The 19,726-nt window shown below is 38.3% G+C and carries 21 protein-coding genes; 2 read left to right on the forward strand and 19 right to left on the reverse strand.

The features are described from left to right. Window positions 1-25: 25 nt before the first annotated feature. The 9 genes from ACIQXW_RS08855 to ACIQXW_RS08895 all read right to left on the reverse strand — a co-directional run bounded on the left by ACIQXW_RS08855 (window position 26) and on the right by ACIQXW_RS08895 (window position 10,189). Entirely contained in the window at window positions 26-1,579 is a 1,554-nt protein-coding gene (locus ACIQXW_RS08855) for a YndJ family protein (RefSeq protein ID WP_402761280.1), read from the reverse strand. Continuing rightward, a complete protein-coding gene (locus tag ACIQXW_RS08860) occupies window positions 1,548-2,159 on the reverse strand; it encodes a DUF4166 domain-containing protein (protein WP_402761283.1) in 612 nt (203 codons plus the stop codon). The genes ACIQXW_RS08855 and ACIQXW_RS08860 overlap by 32 nt, the downstream gene beginning before the upstream one ends. Next, entirely contained in the window at window positions 2,156-3,103 is a 948-nt protein-coding gene (locus ACIQXW_RS08865; RefSeq protein WP_402761286.1) for a DoxX-like family protein, read from the reverse strand. The genes ACIQXW_RS08860 and ACIQXW_RS08865 overlap by 4 nt, the downstream gene beginning before the upstream one ends. Window positions 3,104-3,473: 370 nt before the next feature. Further along, window positions 3,474-3,998 carry a tubby C-terminal domain-like protein gene (locus tag ACIQXW_RS08870; protein WP_402761289.1) on the reverse strand — a complete coding sequence of 175 codons (525 nt, stop codon included), beginning with the start codon at window positions 3,996-3,998 and terminating at the stop codon, window positions 3,474-3,476. Window positions 3,999-4,110: 112 nt separating this feature from the next. After that, a complete protein-coding gene (locus ACIQXW_RS08875) occupies window positions 4,111-4,827 on the reverse strand; it encodes a toast rack family protein (RefSeq protein WP_402761292.1) in 717 nt (238 codons plus the stop codon). Window positions 4,828-5,043: 216 nt separating this feature from the next. Further along, a complete protein-coding gene (locus tag ACIQXW_RS08880; RefSeq protein WP_402761295.1) occupies window positions 5,044-5,946 on the reverse strand; it encodes a hypothetical protein in 903 nt (300 codons plus the stop codon). After that, window positions 5,930-6,463, reverse strand: a complete 534-nt coding sequence (locus ACIQXW_RS08885) for a sigma-70 family RNA polymerase sigma factor (RefSeq protein ID WP_340824143.1) — start codon at window positions 6,461-6,463, stop codon at window positions 5,930-5,932. Before ACIQXW_RS08885 ends, ACIQXW_RS08880 begins: the two co-directional genes overlap by 17 nt. A gap of 175 nt (window positions 6,464-6,638) precedes the next feature. After that, on the reverse strand, window positions 6,639-8,459 hold the full coding sequence (locus tag ACIQXW_RS08890) for an ABC transporter ATP-binding protein (protein ID WP_401017163.1): 1,821 nt from the start codon (window positions 8,457-8,459) through the stop codon (window positions 6,639-6,641). Beyond that, on the reverse strand, window positions 8,456-10,189 hold the full coding sequence (locus ACIQXW_RS08895) for an ABC transporter ATP-binding protein (protein ID WP_402761299.1): 1,734 nt from the start codon (window positions 10,187-10,189) through the stop codon (window positions 8,456-8,458). Before ACIQXW_RS08895 ends, ACIQXW_RS08890 begins: the two co-directional genes overlap by 4 nt. 312 nt (window positions 10,190-10,501) lie before the next feature. Here ACIQXW_RS08895 and ACIQXW_RS08900 point away from each other — a divergent pair, with 312 nt between their 5' ends. Continuing rightward, window positions 10,502-11,515, forward strand: a complete 1,014-nt coding sequence (locus ACIQXW_RS08900) for an ATP-binding cassette domain-containing protein (protein WP_402762490.1) — start codon at window positions 10,502-10,504, stop codon at window positions 11,513-11,515. Then, the gene (locus ACIQXW_RS08905; RefSeq protein ID WP_340824139.1) at window positions 11,512-12,327 is read left to right on the forward strand and encodes an ABC transporter permease; all 816 of its coding nucleotides are present in this window, start codon (window positions 11,512-11,514) and stop codon (window positions 12,325-12,327) included. Before ACIQXW_RS08900 ends, ACIQXW_RS08905 begins: the two co-directional genes overlap by 4 nt. Before the next feature lie 182 nt (window positions 12,328-12,509). On the opposite strand, the gene ACIQXW_RS08910 is transcribed toward ACIQXW_RS08905, so the two are convergent. From ACIQXW_RS08910 to ACIQXW_RS08955, 10 genes are all read right to left on the reverse strand, one after another. Then, window positions 12,510-13,196: a hypothetical protein gene (locus ACIQXW_RS08910; RefSeq protein WP_402761301.1), complete on the reverse strand. Its 687-nt coding sequence runs from the start codon at window positions 13,194-13,196 to the stop codon at window positions 12,510-12,512. Beyond that, window positions 13,193-13,687, reverse strand: a complete 495-nt coding sequence (locus ACIQXW_RS08915; RefSeq protein ID WP_340824136.1) for an ECF transporter S component family protein — start codon at window positions 13,685-13,687, stop codon at window positions 13,193-13,195. Before ACIQXW_RS08915 ends, ACIQXW_RS08910 begins: the two co-directional genes overlap by 4 nt. 61 nt (window positions 13,688-13,748) lie before the next feature. Then, window positions 13,749-14,141 carry a bifunctional adenosylcobinamide kinase/adenosylcobinamide-phosphate guanylyltransferase gene (locus tag ACIQXW_RS08920; protein WP_402761304.1) on the reverse strand — a complete coding sequence of 131 codons (393 nt, stop codon included), beginning with the start codon at window positions 14,139-14,141 and terminating at the stop codon, window positions 13,749-13,751. Continuing rightward, the gene (locus ACIQXW_RS08925; protein ID WP_402761307.1) at window positions 14,093-14,689 is read right to left on the reverse strand and encodes a histidine phosphatase family protein; all 597 of its coding nucleotides are present in this window, start codon (window positions 14,687-14,689) and stop codon (window positions 14,093-14,095) included. The genes ACIQXW_RS08920 and ACIQXW_RS08925 overlap by 49 nt, the downstream gene beginning before the upstream one ends. Continuing rightward, a complete protein-coding gene (gene cobS, locus ACIQXW_RS08930; RefSeq protein ID WP_402761310.1) occupies window positions 14,662-15,438 on the reverse strand; it encodes an adenosylcobinamide-GDP ribazoletransferase in 777 nt (258 codons plus the stop codon). Before cobS ends, ACIQXW_RS08925 begins: the two co-directional genes overlap by 28 nt. Before the next feature lie 109 nt (window positions 15,439-15,547). Beyond that, window positions 15,548-16,123, reverse strand: a complete 576-nt coding sequence (locus ACIQXW_RS08935) for a bifunctional adenosylcobinamide kinase/adenosylcobinamide-phosphate guanylyltransferase (protein ID WP_340824131.1) — start codon at window positions 16,121-16,123, stop codon at window positions 15,548-15,550. A 13-nt stretch (window positions 16,124-16,136) separates the two neighbouring features. After that, complete coding sequence (locus ACIQXW_RS08940; protein WP_402761314.1) at window positions 16,137-16,745, reverse strand: histidine phosphatase family protein; 609 nt, start codon at window positions 16,743-16,745, stop codon at window positions 16,137-16,139. Window positions 16,746-16,750: 5 nt separating this feature from the next. Then, window positions 16,751-17,836, reverse strand: a complete 1,086-nt coding sequence (locus ACIQXW_RS08945) for a pyridoxal phosphate-dependent aminotransferase (RefSeq protein WP_402761317.1) — start codon at window positions 17,834-17,836, stop codon at window positions 16,751-16,753. Then, on the reverse strand, window positions 17,823-18,779 hold the full coding sequence (gene cbiB, locus ACIQXW_RS08950; RefSeq protein ID WP_402761319.1) for an adenosylcobinamide-phosphate synthase CbiB: 957 nt from the start codon (window positions 18,777-18,779) through the stop codon (window positions 17,823-17,825). Before cbiB ends, ACIQXW_RS08945 begins: the two co-directional genes overlap by 14 nt. Next, entirely contained in the window at window positions 18,776-19,459 is a 684-nt protein-coding gene (locus tag ACIQXW_RS08955) for an adenosylcobinamide amidohydrolase (RefSeq protein WP_402761322.1), read from the reverse strand. Before ACIQXW_RS08955 ends, cbiB begins: the two co-directional genes overlap by 4 nt. Window positions 19,460-19,726: the final 267 nt, after the last annotated feature.

Raw genomic sequence — 19,726 nt, forward strand, 5'->3', positions numbered from 1 at the left:
TGAAATGGGAGATTTATGGGTCGTCTTATTTTTGTTCGATCTGATAATCTATACGTAAAAAAGGCAGTCCAAAAATGCGCATCGTATGAACAGCAGATAATGTTGTCTCATTTTTAGCACTAATAGTAAAATGCTCATTTAAAGGCAGTTTAAATACATAGTGTTTCATTGCTAAATAGATGCCTGCATCCCCTCCTCGGGAGCTTGTTATATGTAATTCCCCATCTTTTTCATATACATATAAAATACCTATCATTGTTGAAAAAGGAAGAGGTAATGCAATATTCATATACGTTGTTTGAGCTGTCGTATGTTGTGAATATATGGCCACAAAAGTTGTTTGCTCATCGATTTTTCGAATCCATGCACGTGGGGCATGTCGACCATCTTGTCGTTCATCTACTTTGACAATAATGCCATTCATCTCTACTTGTTTGCTTGTCAAAGGTAAATTAAGCTGCTGCATCCAACGGCTTATGCCTTGATAGATAAACGCTAGTGGTTTAAACCATGCCCTCCATTGTACGGAAGCATTTAGTCGATAACAGTTCGTTTGTTCATAAAAATGAGGAATGACTTGAGGAAGCTTACGCGTATCTACAAAATCTTGAAGTGCATCAACTAAACCTGCATGGGCATCTCCTGTTGTATGTAATTTTCCCCGTATACGACTTACTGGAAAAGTAAATGGTTGATGGGTAGATTTCGGGACTTCCAAGCCCCATGCGATTACGCCGACTAATCCAAACAGCAAGCAATTCACTAAGCCATGAAATGTTAGCATATCAGGTATACTGACAAGAATTATGCCAGTTAAATTACCAAATGCGTAAAGTAAGGACCATAATATTGTCAAACATAATGAACCATATGAAATCCGCAACAAGAGTCCCTGTCTTCTAGGCAAACTTGTCTTCAACGAAAGTGTAAACAGCCAATAGATAGCACCTATGTAAAGCGCAACTGACACAATTTCAATGATTGTTGAAAACGTAATTCCGAGTGCAACAAGCAGTGGTCCTGTCAATAAAATCAAAACGACGATATTGTATCCTTTACTTTTATGTATCCTTCCAAACAAACCAATAGAAATAGCTAATAAACATGCAGAATAATGAAAGTGGATTGCAGTTAACCACGTAATTAACGGCGAAAATCCTGTATCAATCTCCGCAATATAAGCAAAAAACCATAGTCCTCCAATAAATATATATATGAGCCCAATATCTATGGCGATTTCAGCGGTATTCGTAAAACCACGCTGTAAAAATCGTGTCAAACCCTGTAGTGCAATAAACGCTGTATAAAGAACGTACACAACAGCTAAGTAAATTGCTAACTTACTATCTGCTAACCAATGTAATAGTGTTACTGCAAGCATCATCGCAATTATAATTACATGACCTTTTTTATCGAAAGCTACAACCATTTTTAGCATAGCAGGGACTAATACAAGTTGAGCAAATGTAAGCAAAATCAAATAATCAGGTTGCTTACTATACAGGTAGCAGATGATTATGAGTACCCAACCAATTAATAACACAGGACTAAAGAGATTTTTGCGTAAATTCGCCAGCATACATCATTAACCTCCCTAAAAGTGGATTATGAATATATACATGAATTGTAAAAACATTTCTGTTATCATCATAGCCTTCCTCGACGATTACATGCCCTTCTAACATTTTAGGAATTTTACATTCTAGTTTAGACATAACAAAACGCTGTGCGCCAGACCGTATTACTAATTTTCCCTCTCGTGTTACAGAAAATAATAAGTCAGAATAGAAAAGAGCTGGTGAGCCCAAATAATCCTTTACAACTTTTTTGACCGGATCTACCGTCATCCTTGCATCAAAGTGCCTTGTTTTTTTAGTCATCAAAAAAGTTCGTTCCCATTTTACTTCTAGTTCTCCATTGGGCAATTGGCGACAAGTATTACTTATTGTAAATGGGATATGCTTTCCGGATTCGGGAAATAAAAACTTAAACCTTGCAGCAACCATATAAAAAGGACGCATCCATTTTGCACCTGATTCTATGCTATGCATAACACCTTTTGCATAAAAAGTTTGATTTAATGGTAATGCATAGCGTTGTTGCAGTTTCGGATGAAGTTTTTTAAAATCCTCACCTAATAATGTTTGGTAAATAGTCATCCATTTTCCCCTCGCTTTCGTTTACAACTTTTCGCACTAGGTAAATCTTTACTAAGAATAAACCCAACAATGGAGAGTACCCATAATGCGCCATTAAAGGTCACGGGATTAAATGGCGCCATCGCAATATTTGTATTTACAAGTACTGCGCCGAGCGTTAATAATGGAAACAAAATAATTTGTAACCGAAAGAGCATCCGCTTCCCTCTCGGTAATAACCAGCAAAGCGCAAAAATCATTTCTGCAATACCAATACAAAAAACTAGAAAAGTCTCATTATTTAGATTGGCGTCACTTCTCGTTATTGTGGCACCATTCAAAATGGAAAGTGATTCCTTTACCATCATTACTTCTTCAGGATGCTGAATCATCACTTTTGGTACAAGGCCATGGTACAACCAAACAATGCAAAAGGATATACTAATAAGCATTGTTAAAAAGAAGCGAACATATTGGGTACTTGGTTTTTCTCCCTTCTCTAACCATCTTTTTAATACGTCAAAGCTGAGTGCTGTTGCCCACCCCATTAGTGGACGAAACGTTAAATCTAATAGTTTACCAAGTTTCCCATAACGCACCTCATAATCATATTGCGTTAAAAATGTTACGCCTTGCTCTTTAGGGATATACCTCCAGTATCCTTTTCCCTCTGCAATTGGCGATATTTTCTGGGGAGTCCCAAAATGCAAAGAGGAAATTTTCGTACCATCTTTTTTCATATGCTCCCCTTTGCTTTCTCCCCAACCACTTACTGTTAAACCAGGCATAACCTTCGTTTCATAGGTAAAGCGTTGTGGTTCATTTGGAAACTTTTTATCTTCATATGTAATTTTAGTAAAACGCAAATCCCACTGCTCATGGAGCTTCGGATTTTGAGTATATTTCCATGCATCTTCAATTGATGCTTGCATATCAATCTCAACGTAAATCGGCTTTTTCTTCATTCCACTCTCTCCTCAAGAAAATTTACCTAAAACTCTTGTTCTTTCACACCTATGTTTGTATTCAACGTTTCAATTTAGAACCTCGAAACTAGCGAATACAGTTTATACTATATTTAACATTATAACAGTGAATTTCCTATGATTAACCCACACATTCAATAAAAAAACAGCTCCCATAATGAGAGCTGTTCACAATATAGATAAAAGGCATCAAGTTCACCTTTGATGCAGTAGGTGCCGCGAGTAAGTGCCAGGCACTCAAACAATTATACTGACTGGAGCGGGTTTCGTCATACTTTACAGATTGTGTGATAAGTTGGAAAGCATGCGCTAGTAGCGAAAATCAACGGCAGTTTTATCATTTAACATACTATGCACCGACAAATAACACAGCCTGTCCTATTGCAATAAAAAAAGCTTCGTGCTGAATCGGGCTAGTTTCTTCAATTTGAAGCGTAATGTCAAAATGTGTTTCTTGATAAACTGCTTGCCATCGTGCAATCGGCTGTTCATTCAATGTAAACAGTGACCAGTCCTCCATTTCCTTATTCAGCATTATTTTATATTGACCATCTGTTATGATTAAATCAGGAATCATAATTTGCCAGCCATCATAGGCAATCATATAATCTTTGCCTGTTACAATATCCTTCCCTTTAAAATGAACACGCCCCCGTCGGGATATTTTTTTACATGTGAAAAGACGTTGCCCATCCACCGCGCTTACATCGAATTGTACAAAATACCGATAATCCATCATACGGTCAAAAGCCTTTTTCAGCCCATTAGAGTAAATCCGTTGTACATTTGAAGATATGTTCCCTTCCTCATTCATTATTTGAACTAACTCTGTCGATTCAATCGATGCGGGTTGCTTATATGTAAAAGTTCTCAATACGTTCGCTCCTTCAATCTCTGTTGCTTCTTTTAAGCTAACACAAAATAAGCGTCAAATACAATTTACCTGATGTATTTGACGCACAATTTTAAAGAAATATAGAATGTACTTATTTATCCAATTTAAATGTAATATCGCCTACGCCAATTTCAGAGTTTATGTCTAGTATAACGTCTGCTTGTTCATACACTTCATTGACATAAACCCCTTTCCCTTTAGCAATAAAGCCCTCAAGATTGATGGAGCCAATTCCTTTTTCAGTTGTAATTTTTACGCCGACTTTTGAAGGTAAAATAACCGTAGTTTGACCAACACCCGTTTCAATATTCGTTTCAAAGCTTTCTTTCCATTCACCACCTAGATCAACGTATAGATCTCCTACACCCGTTTCAATATCTAAGTTTTCAAGCTGTAGACCTCTTAAATCCAGCCTTGCTTTTGATGCACCTGTCTCCACAGAAAGATCCATCGGTATATCTTCATTCAGTTCGATATCCCAAACGTTTTTTATATTGCCAATTCTAACTTTAGTAGATCCTTTATGCTCAATGACTAAATCACCGGTTTTCCCGCGTTGTTTGTAGTGTACTTTTGGCGCTAATTTTTTTATGTTATATTGAGCGCTTCCTTCCATCCATTCCGTTGCACCTTTTGCAACCGTCATTTCACCGACACCAAGATTAATTTCTACATCTAATTTCTTCGCATCATCCTTTTTAACCGAAAAAGTATCTTCTTTTTCTTTCTCGGGAACAAAAGAAGAACAACCAGTTAAAACTATTAACGAAGCGCTAACCATTAAAGCAAAGTATAAAAATTTTTTCACTTTTATTTCCTCCCACTATATATTCTTCCATTAAATCCATTTTATCTGAATTAGGAAATATAAAAACGACCTTTAGCTTTAACTTCGACTAAGACCTAAGACGTAGCTATCTGCTTTTACATTCCCATCCATCTATATGCTGCTACTTGCAAAAGTTGAACCCTTCATCTTGTCACTTTTGCAGTGTTCAAGAAGAAGGGTTCAGTAAATGTTTAGCTATTCACTGTCTGGCGCAATATAAATGTCTGTTTGTTCATATAAATCGTCAACAGTACCGTTTTGGTGAACAGCTCGTATTGTGACGGCTGATAAATCGACATTCGAGTGGTAAGGTACTGCAACTAGTTGTGCACGATTAGCATTTACAGCCAATTCAATCTGTTCGTCATTGATGTTTATGATTAACTTCTTAATGGTATTTTGCTTCACAAGCGGAATTACAATATATTGAATGTTCGGTACCGCCATAACTTGCATTGTGTCGTCCGAGTTCAAAAAAAAGTGATCCAATTTATAACCTTTACTATCATGCTTGAAAAAAGCAATGCCTTGCATACTAGGTGTAGAAAAATAACTCATACGATATTGATTGATGGTAATCGTGTCAAATAGACGTAAATCCTCGGTATTTCCTATGGGCCATACCCCTGATTGCAAAGTATTTACGATATCGGCTTCATTTGCTACATAATAGCGATAGCCAATGCGTTCAGACATATTTCCAACAATTGTTATTATAATGATTGCACAAAGCAACAACCACCATAGCCACTTTTTACGTAGCGCATAGAGTGCAAAGCAACCTGAAATAGCAATTGCTACTACCCCAGCCATCATCCAAGGTTGCTGGAGAACTTTATAGTCTTTTTCCTTACCAGATTTTTCAGTGTACAATGCAGAGCCTGAGATTACAGGCGTATCGGGTGATATTTGTTCGATTTTAAATAAAAGTACATCTAGTCCTATAACCAGACTTACTGTTAAGAATACCGTTAATAAAACAGGGGTTAGGGAGCTTTTTCTTTGCTGATGGATTTTTCGAAAGGTTTTTGTTTGATTGTCCATTGAAAACGTACCTTCTTTATAGACAGTATTAATAGCATTACGAATCTGATCCATATTCAAACCCCTCCTCTTGTAGTGTCAGGCCAATTAATTGACGTGCCCTTCTTAACCTTGTCTTAACTGTATTTTCTTTCATCTTTAACGCTTCAGCAACTTCATTTAACGATAATTCTGCAAAGTGGAATAATAATAAGACATCCTTGTATTTTGTAGGTAGCTTTTCAATGGCAGCAATTAACATACTATCGGACTCATTTGCAAGCACTTGAATAACTGGATTCATTTCATTTCCAGTTAATTTATTCCAATAATCAATTACTTGTATTTTTTTATAACGCCAACTAGATAAATAATTATGACAATGATTAATAGCAATACGATATAAATACGTTTTTACAGATGCTTCTTCTCGAAACTGGTCCATTTTTTCATAATATTTTACAAATGTATCTTGCACTAAATCTTCGGCTACTGCCCAGTTTTGTACATATGTATAGCACACGCGCACTAAGTAATCGCCATACTGTGTCATCGCTTTTGATAAACAAGCATCCTTCTGCGCTTTTATCACTTTGCTCGCCCCCCATCCATGAAGCCTCGTGATTGCAATTGTGCAAACCTTATAACAGAAAAATATTTTTATTTTTTTCAAAATGTAACGTGCAACACAATTTGTAGTTAGACAATCAGACAATGGAAAAAGTTTCATGAAAAAATAAATATTTTCTCATGAAACTTTAAATGTTTTATAAGCTTAGCTCATCTTTTTCTAAAAGTAGCTTTTGCTGTAGGTTTCTGTATATTCCTTGTTTTTGCATAAGTTGCTGATGGTTACCTTGCTCAACAATTTCGCCTTGTTGAATAACTAAAATTTGATCGGCGTTTTCAATTGTTTTCAGACGGTGTGCAATCACAAAGCTAGTACGACCACGCATTAAATGCTGTAATCCTTTTTGAATATCGACCTCTGTTTGCGTATCTACGCTAGATGTCGCTTCATCCAATATTAAAATATCAGCATTTTCTAAAATGGCACGAGCAATAGCTATCAGCTGTCGCTGTCCTTGACTTAAATTAGCTCCACCCGCCTGTACAGCTGTATCATATTGCGCTGGTAAGTATTTAATAAAATTATGCGCATTCGCAATTTTAGCGGCTTCCTCCACCTCTGCATCAGAAGCATCTAGCTTACCAAAGCGAATATTTTCGCGAATAGTACCAGTGAATAAATAAGTATCTTGTAACACAACACCAACGCGCTTACGAATTGTTGCCATTTTATAGTCCTCGATATTATGACCATCAATAAGAATCTCACCTGCATCCACATCATAAAAACGTGTTAGTAGGTTAATAATCGTCGTTTTCCCTGAGCCAGTTGGACCAACAAGTGCAATGGTGTCTCCTGCCTTAGCATGAAAATTAATATTTTTTAGTATTGGCTGATTTGGCAAATAGCTAAAGGAGACGTTTTGAAATGCGACTTCCCCTTTTAAGCTTCGACTATCAATTGCATCCTTTTTATCCGCTACTTCCGATGGTTCGTCTAAAATTTCAAATACTCGTTCTGCCCCCGCAATCGCCGATTGGAAAGTATTCAATAAATTCGACAGCTGATTCAACGGACGGAAAAATTGACGCGTGTATGTGACAAATGCCGCGATTATCCCGACGGTCACTACCCCTTTCACCGCTAAAAATGCCCCCGTACCGATTACGACTGCTAGCCCTAAGTTATTCATAAAGTTATTGATTGGTCCTAATAAGCCTGAAGTAATTTCTGCGCGTTGTGCTGAGTCGCGTAGGTTGTTATTTTGTTTACGAAAAGATTCAATCGTTTGTTGTTCTTTACCGAAAAGTGTAAGTACTTCCGCTCCCGTAATCATTTCTTCAATCGTTCCATTCAGTTTTCCTAAATCACGTTGACGAGCCGCATAGTTTTTACTACTACGTTTAACAATTTGCTTTGTTGTGAAAACAATTAAAGGAATAATAATTAGTGTCACAATGGCTAACTGCCAGCTAAGCGAGAACATCGCAATGCTAACACCGATTACTGTTAAAATGGAAGATACGATTTGCGTCACACTTTGTGCTAATGCTGTATTTAAGTTATCAATATCATTCGTTACACGGCTCATTAAATCACCAAGTGCACGTTGATCGAAAAATTTCAGTGTTAATGTTTGAAGTTTTTTAAATAGTTCAAGGCGTAATGTACGTATTGTCTTCATCGCCACTTGAATCATGACATATGTTTGTAGCCAAGTGAAAATCGATGCTACCGTAAAAATACAGGCTAGCACAATACCAAGTCGAATCGTACCAGCGACTTGTTTTTTCATAATATAATCATCAACAATATGCCCGATCAAATAAGGTCCTGCCAAGCTTAAAAATGTAGAGGCGATGACAAAAAATATCGAAAAGAACAGCCCTACTTTTTGTTGGCTGACATATTGCCATACACGTAATATTGTGTTTTTTTGGTTTTTTGCCTTTTCAGCAGGTCCACCCATACGTGGCCCACGTCCAAAATTCATTTGCTTTGGTTGATTTTGACTCATTGTTGTTCACCAGCCTTTTGCTGTGAAGCGTAGATTGCTTGGTAAGGTTGGTTACTTTGTAATAATTGCTGATGCGTACCCTGACCAACAATTTGGCCATCCTCTAACACTAAAATAAGATCTGCCTGTTGGATGGAAGTAATTTTCGACGCGACGATAAATGTTGTTGTTTCTTGAAAATGTTCGCTAATTGCTTGCTGTACATGCTTTTCTGATGCACTATCAAGGGCGGAGGTTGTATCGTCTAAAACTAATATTGCTGGCTTTCTTACAAATGCCCGTGTCAGTGCTAATCGTTGCTTTTGGCCACCCGATAGATTTGTTGCACCCTGTGATAGCTCATGCGCCAGTCCTTGTTCAAGCTTATCAACAAATTCAGATGCACAGGCTGCATCCAGTGCCTGCTGTAATTCATCATTTGTCGCTTCTTCCTTACCAAGGCGTATATTTTTTTCAATTGGCCCAGAAAAAAGTAAGGCTTTTTGAGAGGTAAAGCCGATATGTTCACGTAGCGTGTGTAATGCATATTGATTGAGCGGCTTGCCATCCAGCAGAATAGCACCACTAGTCGGGTCAAAAAGACGTGGTAATAGCTTTACAAGTGTCGATTTCCCACTACCCGTTTTACCAATTAGCCCTACGGTTTGACCCGCCTTTACAGAAAAAGTAATATTTTTCAGCACATCTTCTGACGTTTCATAGTAACGGTAGCTCACATTTTGAAAGTCGATTGTTCCTTGAATTGACGAAGTAATCGGCTGCGCTGCTTCTTGCACCGCTACTTCCTTGTTTAGAACGTCGACAATACGCTCTCCAGATGGAAGTGCACGAGCAATTTGCATTAAGACCATACTAGAAGACATAAGCCCATTTAAAATAATCGTTAAATAGTTAATAAAAGCAAGTATTACACCGACTTGCAACGTGCCTGCTTCAACTTTAATAGCACCAAGCCAAAGTGCAGCAACAATTCCGAGGTTCACTACAAACATTGTAAATGGTACGAGTACAACGACAATTTGTTCTGCTGTAATAAAACGTTTCGTAAGTGTGTCATTAAGTCCCGCGAATTGCTCTACTTGATGCTTTTCACGACGAAAAGCCTTTACTACACGAATACCTGCTAAATTCTCCTGTAGCTTAGTATTAACGCCGTCAATCGCCTCTTGTACTTTACGATATAAAACACCTGAATATTTAGTGAAAAAATACATTGCGATGATTAAAATCGGCACAATCACGAGCAATATTGAAAATAACTCGCGAGCCGTCACAAATACGATGACAACCGCACCAATAAATAATAACGGTCCACGTACAAAAATACGTAGCGTCATCATAAACGCACGTTGGATGCTTTCCACATCACTTGTTAAAATCGTAATTAGCTTTCCAGTAGTAAACGCATCCCTTTCCTTTGCCGAATACGTCATCATTTTCTCATATAATGACTGACGTACATCTGAGGCAAAGTGAATGGCTGCTTTGGAGCTATAAATTGAGCATCCAAGCCCCCCTACTAATCCAAGGACGGCACTCATAAGCATAAATAAAAACATTTTAAATACATACGGATTGTCATTATTCGCAATTCCCGTATCAATCATATGTTGCATAATAGTTGGTTGGATTAAATCCATCGTTACCTCAAGCACCATTAAAATTGGTGCAATCAATGTAAAAAATTTATAGGGCCCTAAAAAGTGCCCTAACTGTCTAACTGCCTGCATTCTTTCGTCTCCGTTCCGTGTAAATCACATTCGATATTCATTATAACTGAAAATCATTCCTAAGTGCCAGGCACTCAAACAATTTTGAATTTAATAGCTTTGCTAATATATTTTTTATAAAAATAGAAACAACAAAATTAATTCTTCCTCAATATTATTTCTCAGTTAATATTCAGTTCATAAATTTATTGTATTATCCGTTTATGAACATTTTTCTAAAATGATAGCTAGAAAAGAAAGTCATTTGCTATGAAAATTCATTACAATGCAACATTTATGAAGAGTATGTAAGGAGGAATAATTTTGAAAGAAATGAACAACCGAGAAGGAATATTGCGCAATCCAGAATGGGCCATTGAGGCAAAGGGTTTAGTTAAAAATTTTGGCGATCATCGTGCTGTTGACAGTGTAGATTTAAACGTACGCGCTGGCAGTATATACGGTGTGCTTGGTCCAAATGGGGCAGGCAAAACAACAACAATTAGAATGCTCGCAACCCTTTTACGCGCGGATGCTGGTTCAACACGCATCTTCGGCTATGATGTGGTGAAGGAACCACATATTGTTCGTCAATTGATCGGGGTGACAGGTCAATATGCTTCAGTAGATGAGTCGCTTAGTGCTACAGAAAATTTAATTATCTTCTCTCGACTACTTGGACTAGGGCGAGCTGATGCACGAAAAAAAGCTGCTGAACTGTTAGAAGAATTTGGTTTAACAGATGCTGCAAAACGTCCACTAAAAAATTTCTCTGGAGGTATGCGTCGAAGATTAGATTTAGCAGCAAGTCTCATTGCTCAGCCTCCATTAATTTTCTTAGATGAACCGACGACTGGATTAGATCCACGAACACGTAATCAAATGTGGGATACCATTCGTCGATTGGTCGATATGGGCTCAACCGTACTTTTAACAACCCAGTACCTTCAAGAAGCCGACGAACTTGCAGACAGAATAGCTGTTATTGATCATGGTCGAGTAGTTGCTGAAGGAACGGTCGATGAACTTAAAGCGTCAGTCGGTACTTCATCACTGCATTTAAGCATTCAAAATCCAAACGATATTAGTGATGCTCGTCAAATAATTGAACATGTACTAAAAGTTCCTTCAACGATAACTTCTAATATCGGAAAGATAACCGCTCCAATGACGAATGCGGACCTCGTTACAGATTTACTTATTGCGCTCAGACAAAAAGGAATCTTATTAGACGAAATGAGTGTGCAAAAGCCAACTTTAGATGAGGTATTTCTAACGATTACTGGCCATGGTGTTCAGGACAATGCTTTTTCAGAGGCTAATGAGGTAGGAGATGCAAAACAATGAAAAATTCAATAATAAAACAACATAGCGGACGCCAGCTGCCCAACAGAACGAGCTTACGTCAATCAATAAATAATTCATTAACAATGGCTTATCGCGGCATTTTGAAAATCAGACGCACACCTGAGCAATTGTTTGATGTAACACTACAGCCTATTATTTTCACTTTAATGTTTACGTATATTTTTGGTGGTGCCATCTCTGGTGACGTTCAAAGTTATTTACCAGTTATTATTCCTGGTATTCTAGTTCAAACAGTTATTACGACCTCAATCGTTACTGGTGTTCAATTACGAGAAGATATGGATAAAGGAGTTTTTGACAGGTTTAAATCTTTACCGATTGCACGTATTGCACCATTGGCTGGTGCGTTATTAGCTGATACGATTCGATATACAATCGCAACTGTCTTAACCTTTTCAATGGGCTATATCATGGGATATCGTCCAGAAGGTGGTTTAGGTTTTGTTGTGCTAGCAGGTCTTCTTGTCATTGTATGTGCTTGGGCTATGAGTTGGATTTTTGCCTTCTTTGGTGTAATTGCACGAACTGCTTCCAGTGTACAGGGGATTTCAATGCTCGTTTTATTTCCGCTGACGTTTCTGTCGAACGCTTTTGTACCAGCTGAAACATTACCGAACTTCTTGCAATGGTTTGTGAAGATCAATCCTATATCGCATCTAGTCACTGCAGTTAGAGAACTAACTAATAATGGAACAGTCGGTTGGGATTTAAGTGCGTCCCTTATCGGTGCTGCAGTTATTGTAGCAATTTTCGCACCAATCACAGTCCGCGCTTATATGCGCAGAACTTAAAAATATTTGTATAAAAGTATACTCAAACAGGCTTCTGTAGCGTAAAAACCCACTTTACTTTACGCGAAGTACATTGCCGCAACCCTCGTTACTGTTCGGGTTGCGGCATTACATTTTGTGCTTACCCGCAGTAGACTTCATCGATTTTAACTTACAAATTAATACTAACCGACTACGAGTTTTCAGAATTGTTCGAGTGACTGGCACTTCTCAAAATTTCGTGTAAACAATTTTTGCGCCAATTGCTCTTTTTCGGGATTAATACCTAATAATATAACTGCACAAGGTCCTGCTGATTTTTCGATATCCAACGAACTTTTTACTTGGTGATGACCAAAAAGTCGTGAAAATTCTGCTTGTAGTCCTTGCGACCCTACCGGCCAAACTTGTTGCACAATTTCTTCACGCCATGCACGAAATATTGGCTGGAGCTGAGCAACATCTTCGGGTTGTTCAAGTATTTCTATGCCTACGAGTGGTAGTCCATATGTGTACCAACTCAGATGATCACGATCAAACGGTAATCTTTTTTGTACTTCACCTAGCATTGTAATAGATAATCCAGATTGCAATGTGGGCATATTGGATTCTGAACTCCCCTCTATTGGAGGACAGCGTAGCCCTACTTCTTCAAAAACTTGTCCAATGCCTGCGACATAGCGAGTCCATGATGTATCACCCGAAAAGTTAGCGAGAATTATGTGCATAGGTATCGCTCCTGCTGCAAGTTGCTCTAAAAAAGTAACACGCGCTGTTAAATATGCTGTTAAGTTATCGGGGGCAAATACGACATCTTGTGGTTTTTCACCAATCGCTGCTGCATTGTCGGTTGTGGCAATAAGTTCCCCTACTTTTACTGCATTTCTCAATTCACGCGCCCCTCCTTACGGACAAACACTTTCGAGAGAATCGGCATGACAACAGCGACAATAATAAGATTGATGACTGTTGCCATAAAAATACTGGCTAATGAACCCCAGAAAAACGCTGGGCTTATAATGAAATAAAAAGGGATTGGTGCAATGACACCATTTAGTAAAAGTGCTACTGGCCATTTCCAAAAATGCATGCCTCTTTTATGCATTACACCAAATATCCACACGACAATAAACATTTCAATAGCAATAATAATATGCAAGGGTCCATATGGAAAACCAGAAGTCATCGCTGTAATAACATGACCGATTAACCCTGCCACTCCTGCTAAAACAGGTGATAAGAACACAATACTCAAAAATGCTGGTGCTGAGTCTAATGCCGCCGTTGATACAAATGACGGGATTTTAATGACTGCACCAACAGCACAAATCGCCGCCACCATGGCAGTTAGTGTTATATTCATTAATTTTTGTCGATCCATTCCATTTCCCCTTTTCTAAAAATAGTGAGTGCCCCTCTCGGGAATGTATCTAATCTTTTGATTATTTTATTCGTTCTGCAATGCCATACCAAATGCGGTCAACTTGTTTTGCTTCTGCAAATAACGCCTGATACAAACGACCACAAGTGTCACGTAATAGCCGTGTCTGTTTTTCCATTGGCACTACACCGCGTCCCATATCGGTTACAATAATATACAACTGACAGCTTTCTTCAAGAATTTTAAGACTCGCCATTATATTTTTGACAATCACTTCATCTTCCTCAAGATTTTGCTTTATCAGCCAATGTTCAAGATTTTTAATAATTAGCGCATCACATGCAGGTGCAACCTGTGGAATAACCCCATTTATCAACGCCACTTTCTGTTCCTCAAGCAATTGAGTCACATAGGCGGTTTTCCCGTTATAGGCCCCTCCGATAAAGACATGCATCTTGCTCCCTCCTTCCAAGCCGCTTTGGAAAATGTTAACGTAAATACCCGATCATGCGGTACTTGATACGACCAAAAAGACTTTTGCTGTGGCGCAAATGCTACAAGTAACGCTCGTACAACCCCACCGTGCACGACGAGATAATAATCGCGTTCATCTTTTGGCAATGCTAAAAATCCAGCAATCACCCGATTACAAAACAACTCAAAATGTTCTCCGTTTGGTGGTGATATACTAGTCGGGTCATCTAGCCACGTACAGTAACGTATGTCCGACTTTAATTCATCATATGTTTTACATTCAAAATCACCAAAATTAGACTCCCGAAATCTTGCATCTGCAATATAGCTAGCATGTGGAAAATAACGAGAAGCCGTTTCTTGACATCGACGCAAATCACTGCCATATACCTTTTTTACAGCTTCATTAAGTATAGGAAGCGCTGCAGCATTTGCTAATGGAGAATCTGTCCAGCCAATATAACGCTTTTCCAAGTTTTCTTTAGTTGGTGCATGCCTCATTAAGCGAACAGTAACAATGTCACCCATAGCACAACCTCCATTCCTTCAATTGATGCTCCAAGCAAGTCACCTGATACACCGCCAAAATTGCGCATTGTAAATTGACGAAACAATAAAAAGGCAGTGACAAGAACAGCAATGAGCACGAATGGTAAACTTGAAAAGCCTACTACAAAAAATACGCAACAACTTGAAAATATAAGCGTCATTATCATTAAACTGGCCAATACACGATGGTTCAGTTGTGTTTTAAAAAAATAGGCTAAACCTTTTTCCTTTGAGCACTTTAAAGATAGAAAATAGAAGCTCATCCCCACACGTGTCAATAAAGGCATAAAAACGAGCATCCACAATGATAGTTTGTTCTGTACAAAAAGCTCATGAAGGACAACGAATTTTCCTAACACTAGAAATAAGACAGACAAAACACCAAATGCTCCTACCCGTGGGTCATCCAAAATTTCAAGACGCTTTTCACGATCTCGATACGAAAAGTAGGCATCACCCATATCGATAAAGCCGTCTAAATGCAAGCCCCCTGTAAAAAACGCAAACAGTCCGACAATCAAAAATGTTAATAGAACATCACTACTAGATGTCCATTCTGTTAAACTAAAGATTGTCGCTGCAACGACAGCTCCCATAAGCGCACCAATCCATGGTAAAAAGGCGAACATGCCAGTAATTGTTTTTTTAGATAGAGGAATCTCTTTATGTACAGGCAAAACCGTAAAAAATTGAAATGCGAGCAATATGCTATGCCAAATAGTTTTCATTGCCTTGCCTTCTTTCTTTTAAGTTATCTTCAATTTTCTTGTAACAAATTAATATAGAAATTTCTTAACTAAGTTATTTGCTGCTTTATACTTCCATATAATAACTCACTTATTTCCATTTCTTTACGATACCATAATTTATCTCATATGCCTCATGTGCGACAGAAACGAACCATTGATGTAAGCTACCGAGCATTTGTCGGTACAATTCGACCTCTTCATTAACATATGGAGGCTCATCAAAAAGTTCATTGGAAACGACAAAAAGCGTCACCCTTTTGTCAAGTAACGTTTGCACTGAACTTTTCATAATTCTCAGCTTTTCTTCTAAACAACCTGGCTTTTCCACACAAGGTGTGCCACGATCAAACCCCTCATAAAAGGCATTTGTCAGCCAAGTCGTTACACAGTCCCAAAGTACGACATCGCCATCAACTAAATTATTGAAAACATTCTGTATTTCATATGGGGCTTCAATCGTATGCCACGCAATCGCTTGTTTTAGTCGATCAGACTGGTGTCGAGCTATCCGTTTTTCCATTTCAATGTCCATTGCAACACCAGAAGCTATATAAATAAGTCGTTTATTCAATAAATAATTATTTTGGTAGTGTAAAACAGCTGCTTTTTCGGCAAAGTGAGACTTACCACTGCGGACACCACCTGAAATAAAAATTAGCGGCACTGTTCTCACCTCTCTATTGTAAATGTTGTGTGCTACCAATTTCCTTGATATGCCAACTTTCTTCTAATCGGTCTACGATCGTTACACTAGTTCCTTCGATGTATGGTGCAGACCATAGCTGATCAATGCCACGACCTAATATTGCATTTATAATGCATTTAATCGTAACAGCATGTGACACAATTAAAATATGTTCATGTGGATAGATTTTCGCAATATTTTTTAACGTATACATGGCGCGTTCTGTCACTGCACCAAAACTTTCAGTATGCGTCGCGACGAATTGTGCTGGATAATTCTTATACAGCTCATAGTCAAATCGATTTGTTTCCATAATATCCTCAATAGTTTGCCCTTGCCAATTTCCTAAAAAAATCTCACGTAAGTCGTCCTCGTAGTGAATCGCAAGCGTCCGACCAGCAGTTAAATAGCGCGCTGTTTCTTTCGCACGGTCACTGGTACTACTATACGCAACTGCAAACTGAATATCTTTTAATTGTTCTGCAAGTTTTTGGGCATGCAAAATGCCCATTTCTGACAAAGGTGAGTCTAACCACCCTTGTAATCGATGCTCTTTATTCCATACTGTTTCCCCATGTCGAACTAGATAAAAAGTCGTCACTTTTCTCACCCCTTATTTGCATTAAACCACGCTTGTAAACAGTTTTGTAAATAGGTCATCGCCGTTACATCCTTTATTCCGATGCGGAACCATTCCCCATTTAACCCGATAAAGTTCTTTGTATGACGCAGCACAACTCCTTCAGCTAAACAATAACTAAAAAATGTATCTGCTTGCATATTTTTCGGCAATGAAAAACAAACATAATTCGTAACACTATTCGTCACCAAGCATCCATTTTCTATTAAAAACTGCTGTAACCATTCCCTTTGCTTCGTTGCATAATTAATTGCTTGTTGACAGTATTCATATTCATCCAAACAACCTGCTCCAATAACGAGCGCAAATGCATTGAGATTCCAATGAGATAGCATTGCTTTTAACTCACAAATAATAGTTTTATTCGCTATTAAATAACCTAGTCTTAATCCAGGTATTGCATACATTTTCGTCATAGATCGAACGACAATTACATGCGCATTATTAGCAACATAGTCAATTAACGAATGTGTTTCACTGACCCAGTCGATAAATGCTTCATCAAAAACGAGCTCACAATCTACTTCCGCTCCATAAGCTATTAAGCGTAGCAGTTCCTCTTTCTTTGGTAATACACCTGTTGGATTATTAGGTGTACAAATATATAATGCATCTGCAGTGACCATTTCTTGATAAAGAAGCTCCATCGGTAATGTATATTGAACAAAGTCCTCGACAACAATCGACACGACGGCCGCCCCTGCTGCTTTTAATGTTCTTTCGTATTCAGAAAATGTCGGATGCACGACAAGTACACGCTTATTTGCATAGCGTCTTGCTAAAACACTAAATAACTCTGATGCCCCATTACCTAAAACGATAGAATCTTTTTCAATATGATGAAATTGGGCCACCTTTGTTAAAAAAGGCTCTCCATCTGGATCTGGATAACGCTGAATTAATGGATAAAATGTGCGCCAACGTGCCTCAACAAATGTAGGCGGCCCTGCAGCATTTACGTTTTCACTAAAATCATAAACTTCTGTAGGCATAGTTAGCCCGAGCTGTTGATAGACATTTTGCGGATTTGCTCCATGATTAGGTAATTGCAAAAATTAACACCTCCATTGCTAACATAACGAGCGTAAAGAGCAATGTAGCTACACGCATATGAATAATAGAAGTTGCAATATGCTCCTTCGTTAACGGTACTAATTTTTCACCCATTGTCGCTCTGTATGATGCAACTCCTTGATATGTATTTTTTCCACCTAGTTGAACCCCTAGCTGTACCGCTGTTGCTGCTTCCAAATAACCACTGTTTGGACTTGGATGTTTTTTTGCATCCTGTGCCCAACGTCTTAATCGTTTGCCAAGCGTTACAGATGTTTCATTTTTTGTTCCAAGTACCATCAATAATCCTGTTAAACGACTTGGAATAAAATTCAATACATCATCAAGCTTTGCTGCAAACATACCAAAATCTTTGTAGTTTTCATTTTTATAGCCAATCATCGAGTCCAGTGTATTTACCGCCTTATACCCCCATAAGCCAATGGCACCAAATAAAAATGCATAAAAGAGCGGCGCAGTTACGCCATCACTTGTATTTTCAGACACGGTTTCTACAACGCCACGAACAATTTCATCCTCATCAAGTTGCTCGGTATCTCGTCCGACAATCCACGATAACTTCACACGTGCTTGTGCAAAATCTCCCTTTACGAGCGGTTCATAAACAGCTAATGCGGCTTCCTTTAAGCTGCGTTGAGCCAAACCAATACCTATTAATAATCCCTCTACTAGAATACCAAACACTATGCTCACTTGATAGCTGAGTATTAAAATAACTGTGACTACAAACATCGTCGTACCTACTACAGCAAGCGCCATGACCATGCCACGTACCTTTCGCATATTGCCCTTATTCCACAATGCGGTTTGCGCTTGAATAAGCTTACCTATCCAGCGTACAGGATGTGGCATTTTTGGAGGGTCCCCGACAACTAAATCAAATAGTATGCCAATAATACAGGCGATTACTAGTGAAATCATAGAGGATTCGCCTCCTTCTCTTTTTTATATTTTTGAATGGCCTCTCGCATCGTTTCATAAACACCATGGCCAATAATTTTCCCTAACATTGTAATAGGGCCAGCATATTGATGGAAATCGCCCTCTTCTGTAGACGCAATTAGCAAGCTATCAGTTGACGTACCAGTTGCTTGCGTACCCGTTGTAGGGTCCGTAATATTTTCATCTATAAGTGCCTTAACTTTTGCCTCTGTTGTTGAAATCATCGCTTGAAACAATGCCTCATCTGATAGTTTTCCATTAATCAGTACCCAAGTATTAATGGTTCCTGCGTGATACTGCTCTTGTCGATGAAATGCACGCGTAATATCGACTGCATTTCCTAGTCCCGCTGTAATCATCACGACAAGATGAATACCCTCATATGTAAATTCTCGTATCGTCGCAAAACGTGCATTAACTGCTGTCATCATCGCAACGGTATTGGTAATAGGATAGCCCTCTAATTGCAAAAAGCTTTGTAACTCTTGATGTGGTTTTCGTTCATCGTAAGTTATCGGCACTGAGCGATTTAGCAGATGCGAATAAAAGCCAAAGCCTGGATTATGCATTGCAGAGGATACGACTTTCATCGGAGTTGCTGTTTGAATTGCAACATACTGATCCATTATTTTAATATTGTCTTTACGTACTATCGTCATCTACTCACCTCCTAAAATATTTTATGGAATAGGTTGATTATCCACATCACCGCCTATACGTAGTAGCCCGAAGCTTCTATAAAACGGGAAAACCCTTTTTACGAATAGAGGCAAATAAAAAAACAAATTCTTACTAAGAAGAATTTGTACTGTTCATTCTTTAATTATGAATACACTGCAAATTTGAACCTTCTGAATTTTTTGTATAGTATAGAATAACAACTTCATCGTACTGAAATTATTTATTTTCTTTGAAATTGTATCATA

Origin of the sequence: Lysinibacillus sp. NPDC097162, from assembly GCF_044762185.1 — a bacterium.
In the GTDB taxonomy this organism is placed as follows: domain Bacteria; phylum Bacillota; class Bacilli; order Bacillales_A; family Planococcaceae; genus Lysinibacillus.

What these genes read in the sequence shown, in the direction of transcription:
- cbiB (WP_402761319.1), bottom strand. Translation starts at nt 18,779, where the DNA reads ATGATTTCACTAGTAATCGCCTGTATTATTGGCATACTATTTGATTTA.
- ACIQXW_RS08880 (WP_402761295.1), bottom strand. Translation starts at nt 5,946, where the DNA reads ATGGATCAGATTCGTAATGCTATTAATACTGTCTATAAAGAAGGTACG.
- ACIQXW_RS08925 (WP_402761307.1), bottom strand. Translation starts at nt 14,689, where the DNA reads ATGGGTGACATTGTTACTGTTCGCTTAATGAGGCATGCACCAACTAAA.
- ACIQXW_RS08955 (WP_402761322.1), bottom strand. Translation starts at nt 19,459, where the DNA reads ATGACGATAGTACGTAAAGACAATATTAAAATAATGGATCAGTATGTT.
- cobS (WP_402761310.1), bottom strand. Translation starts at nt 15,438, where the DNA reads ATGAAAACTATTTGGCATAGCATATTGCTCGCATTTCAATTTTTTACG.
- ACIQXW_RS08895 (WP_402761299.1), bottom strand. Translation starts at nt 10,189, where the DNA reads ATGCAGGCAGTTAGACAGTTAGGGCACTTTTTAGGGCCCTATAAATTT.
- ACIQXW_RS08915 (WP_340824136.1), bottom strand. Translation starts at nt 13,687, where the DNA reads ATGGATCGACAAAAATTAATGAATATAACACTAACTGCCATGGTGGCG.
- ACIQXW_RS08920 (WP_402761304.1), bottom strand. Translation starts at nt 14,141, where the DNA reads ATGCATGTCTTTATCGGAGGGGCCTATAACGGGAAAACCGCCTATGTG.
- ACIQXW_RS08855 (WP_402761280.1), bottom strand. Translation starts at nt 1,579, where the DNA reads ATGCTGGCGAATTTACGCAAAAATCTCTTTAGTCCTGTGTTATTAATT.
- ACIQXW_RS08905 (WP_340824139.1), top strand. Translation starts at nt 11,512, where the DNA reads ATGAAAAATTCAATAATAAAACAACATAGCGGACGCCAGCTGCCCAAC.
- ACIQXW_RS08865 (WP_402761286.1), bottom strand. Translation starts at nt 3,103, where the DNA reads ATGAAGAAAAAGCCGATTTACGTTGAGATTGATATGCAAGCATCAATT.
- ACIQXW_RS08890 (WP_401017163.1), bottom strand. Translation starts at nt 8,459, where the DNA reads ATGAGTCAAAATCAACCAAAGCAAATGAATTTTGGACGTGGGCCACGT.
- ACIQXW_RS08900 (WP_402762490.1), top strand. Translation starts at nt 10,502, where the DNA reads ATGAACAACCGAGAAGGAATATTGCGCAATCCAGAATGGGCCATTGAG.
- ACIQXW_RS08860 (WP_402761283.1), bottom strand. Translation starts at nt 2,159, where the DNA reads ATGACTATTTACCAAACATTATTAGGTGAGGATTTTAAAAAACTTCAT.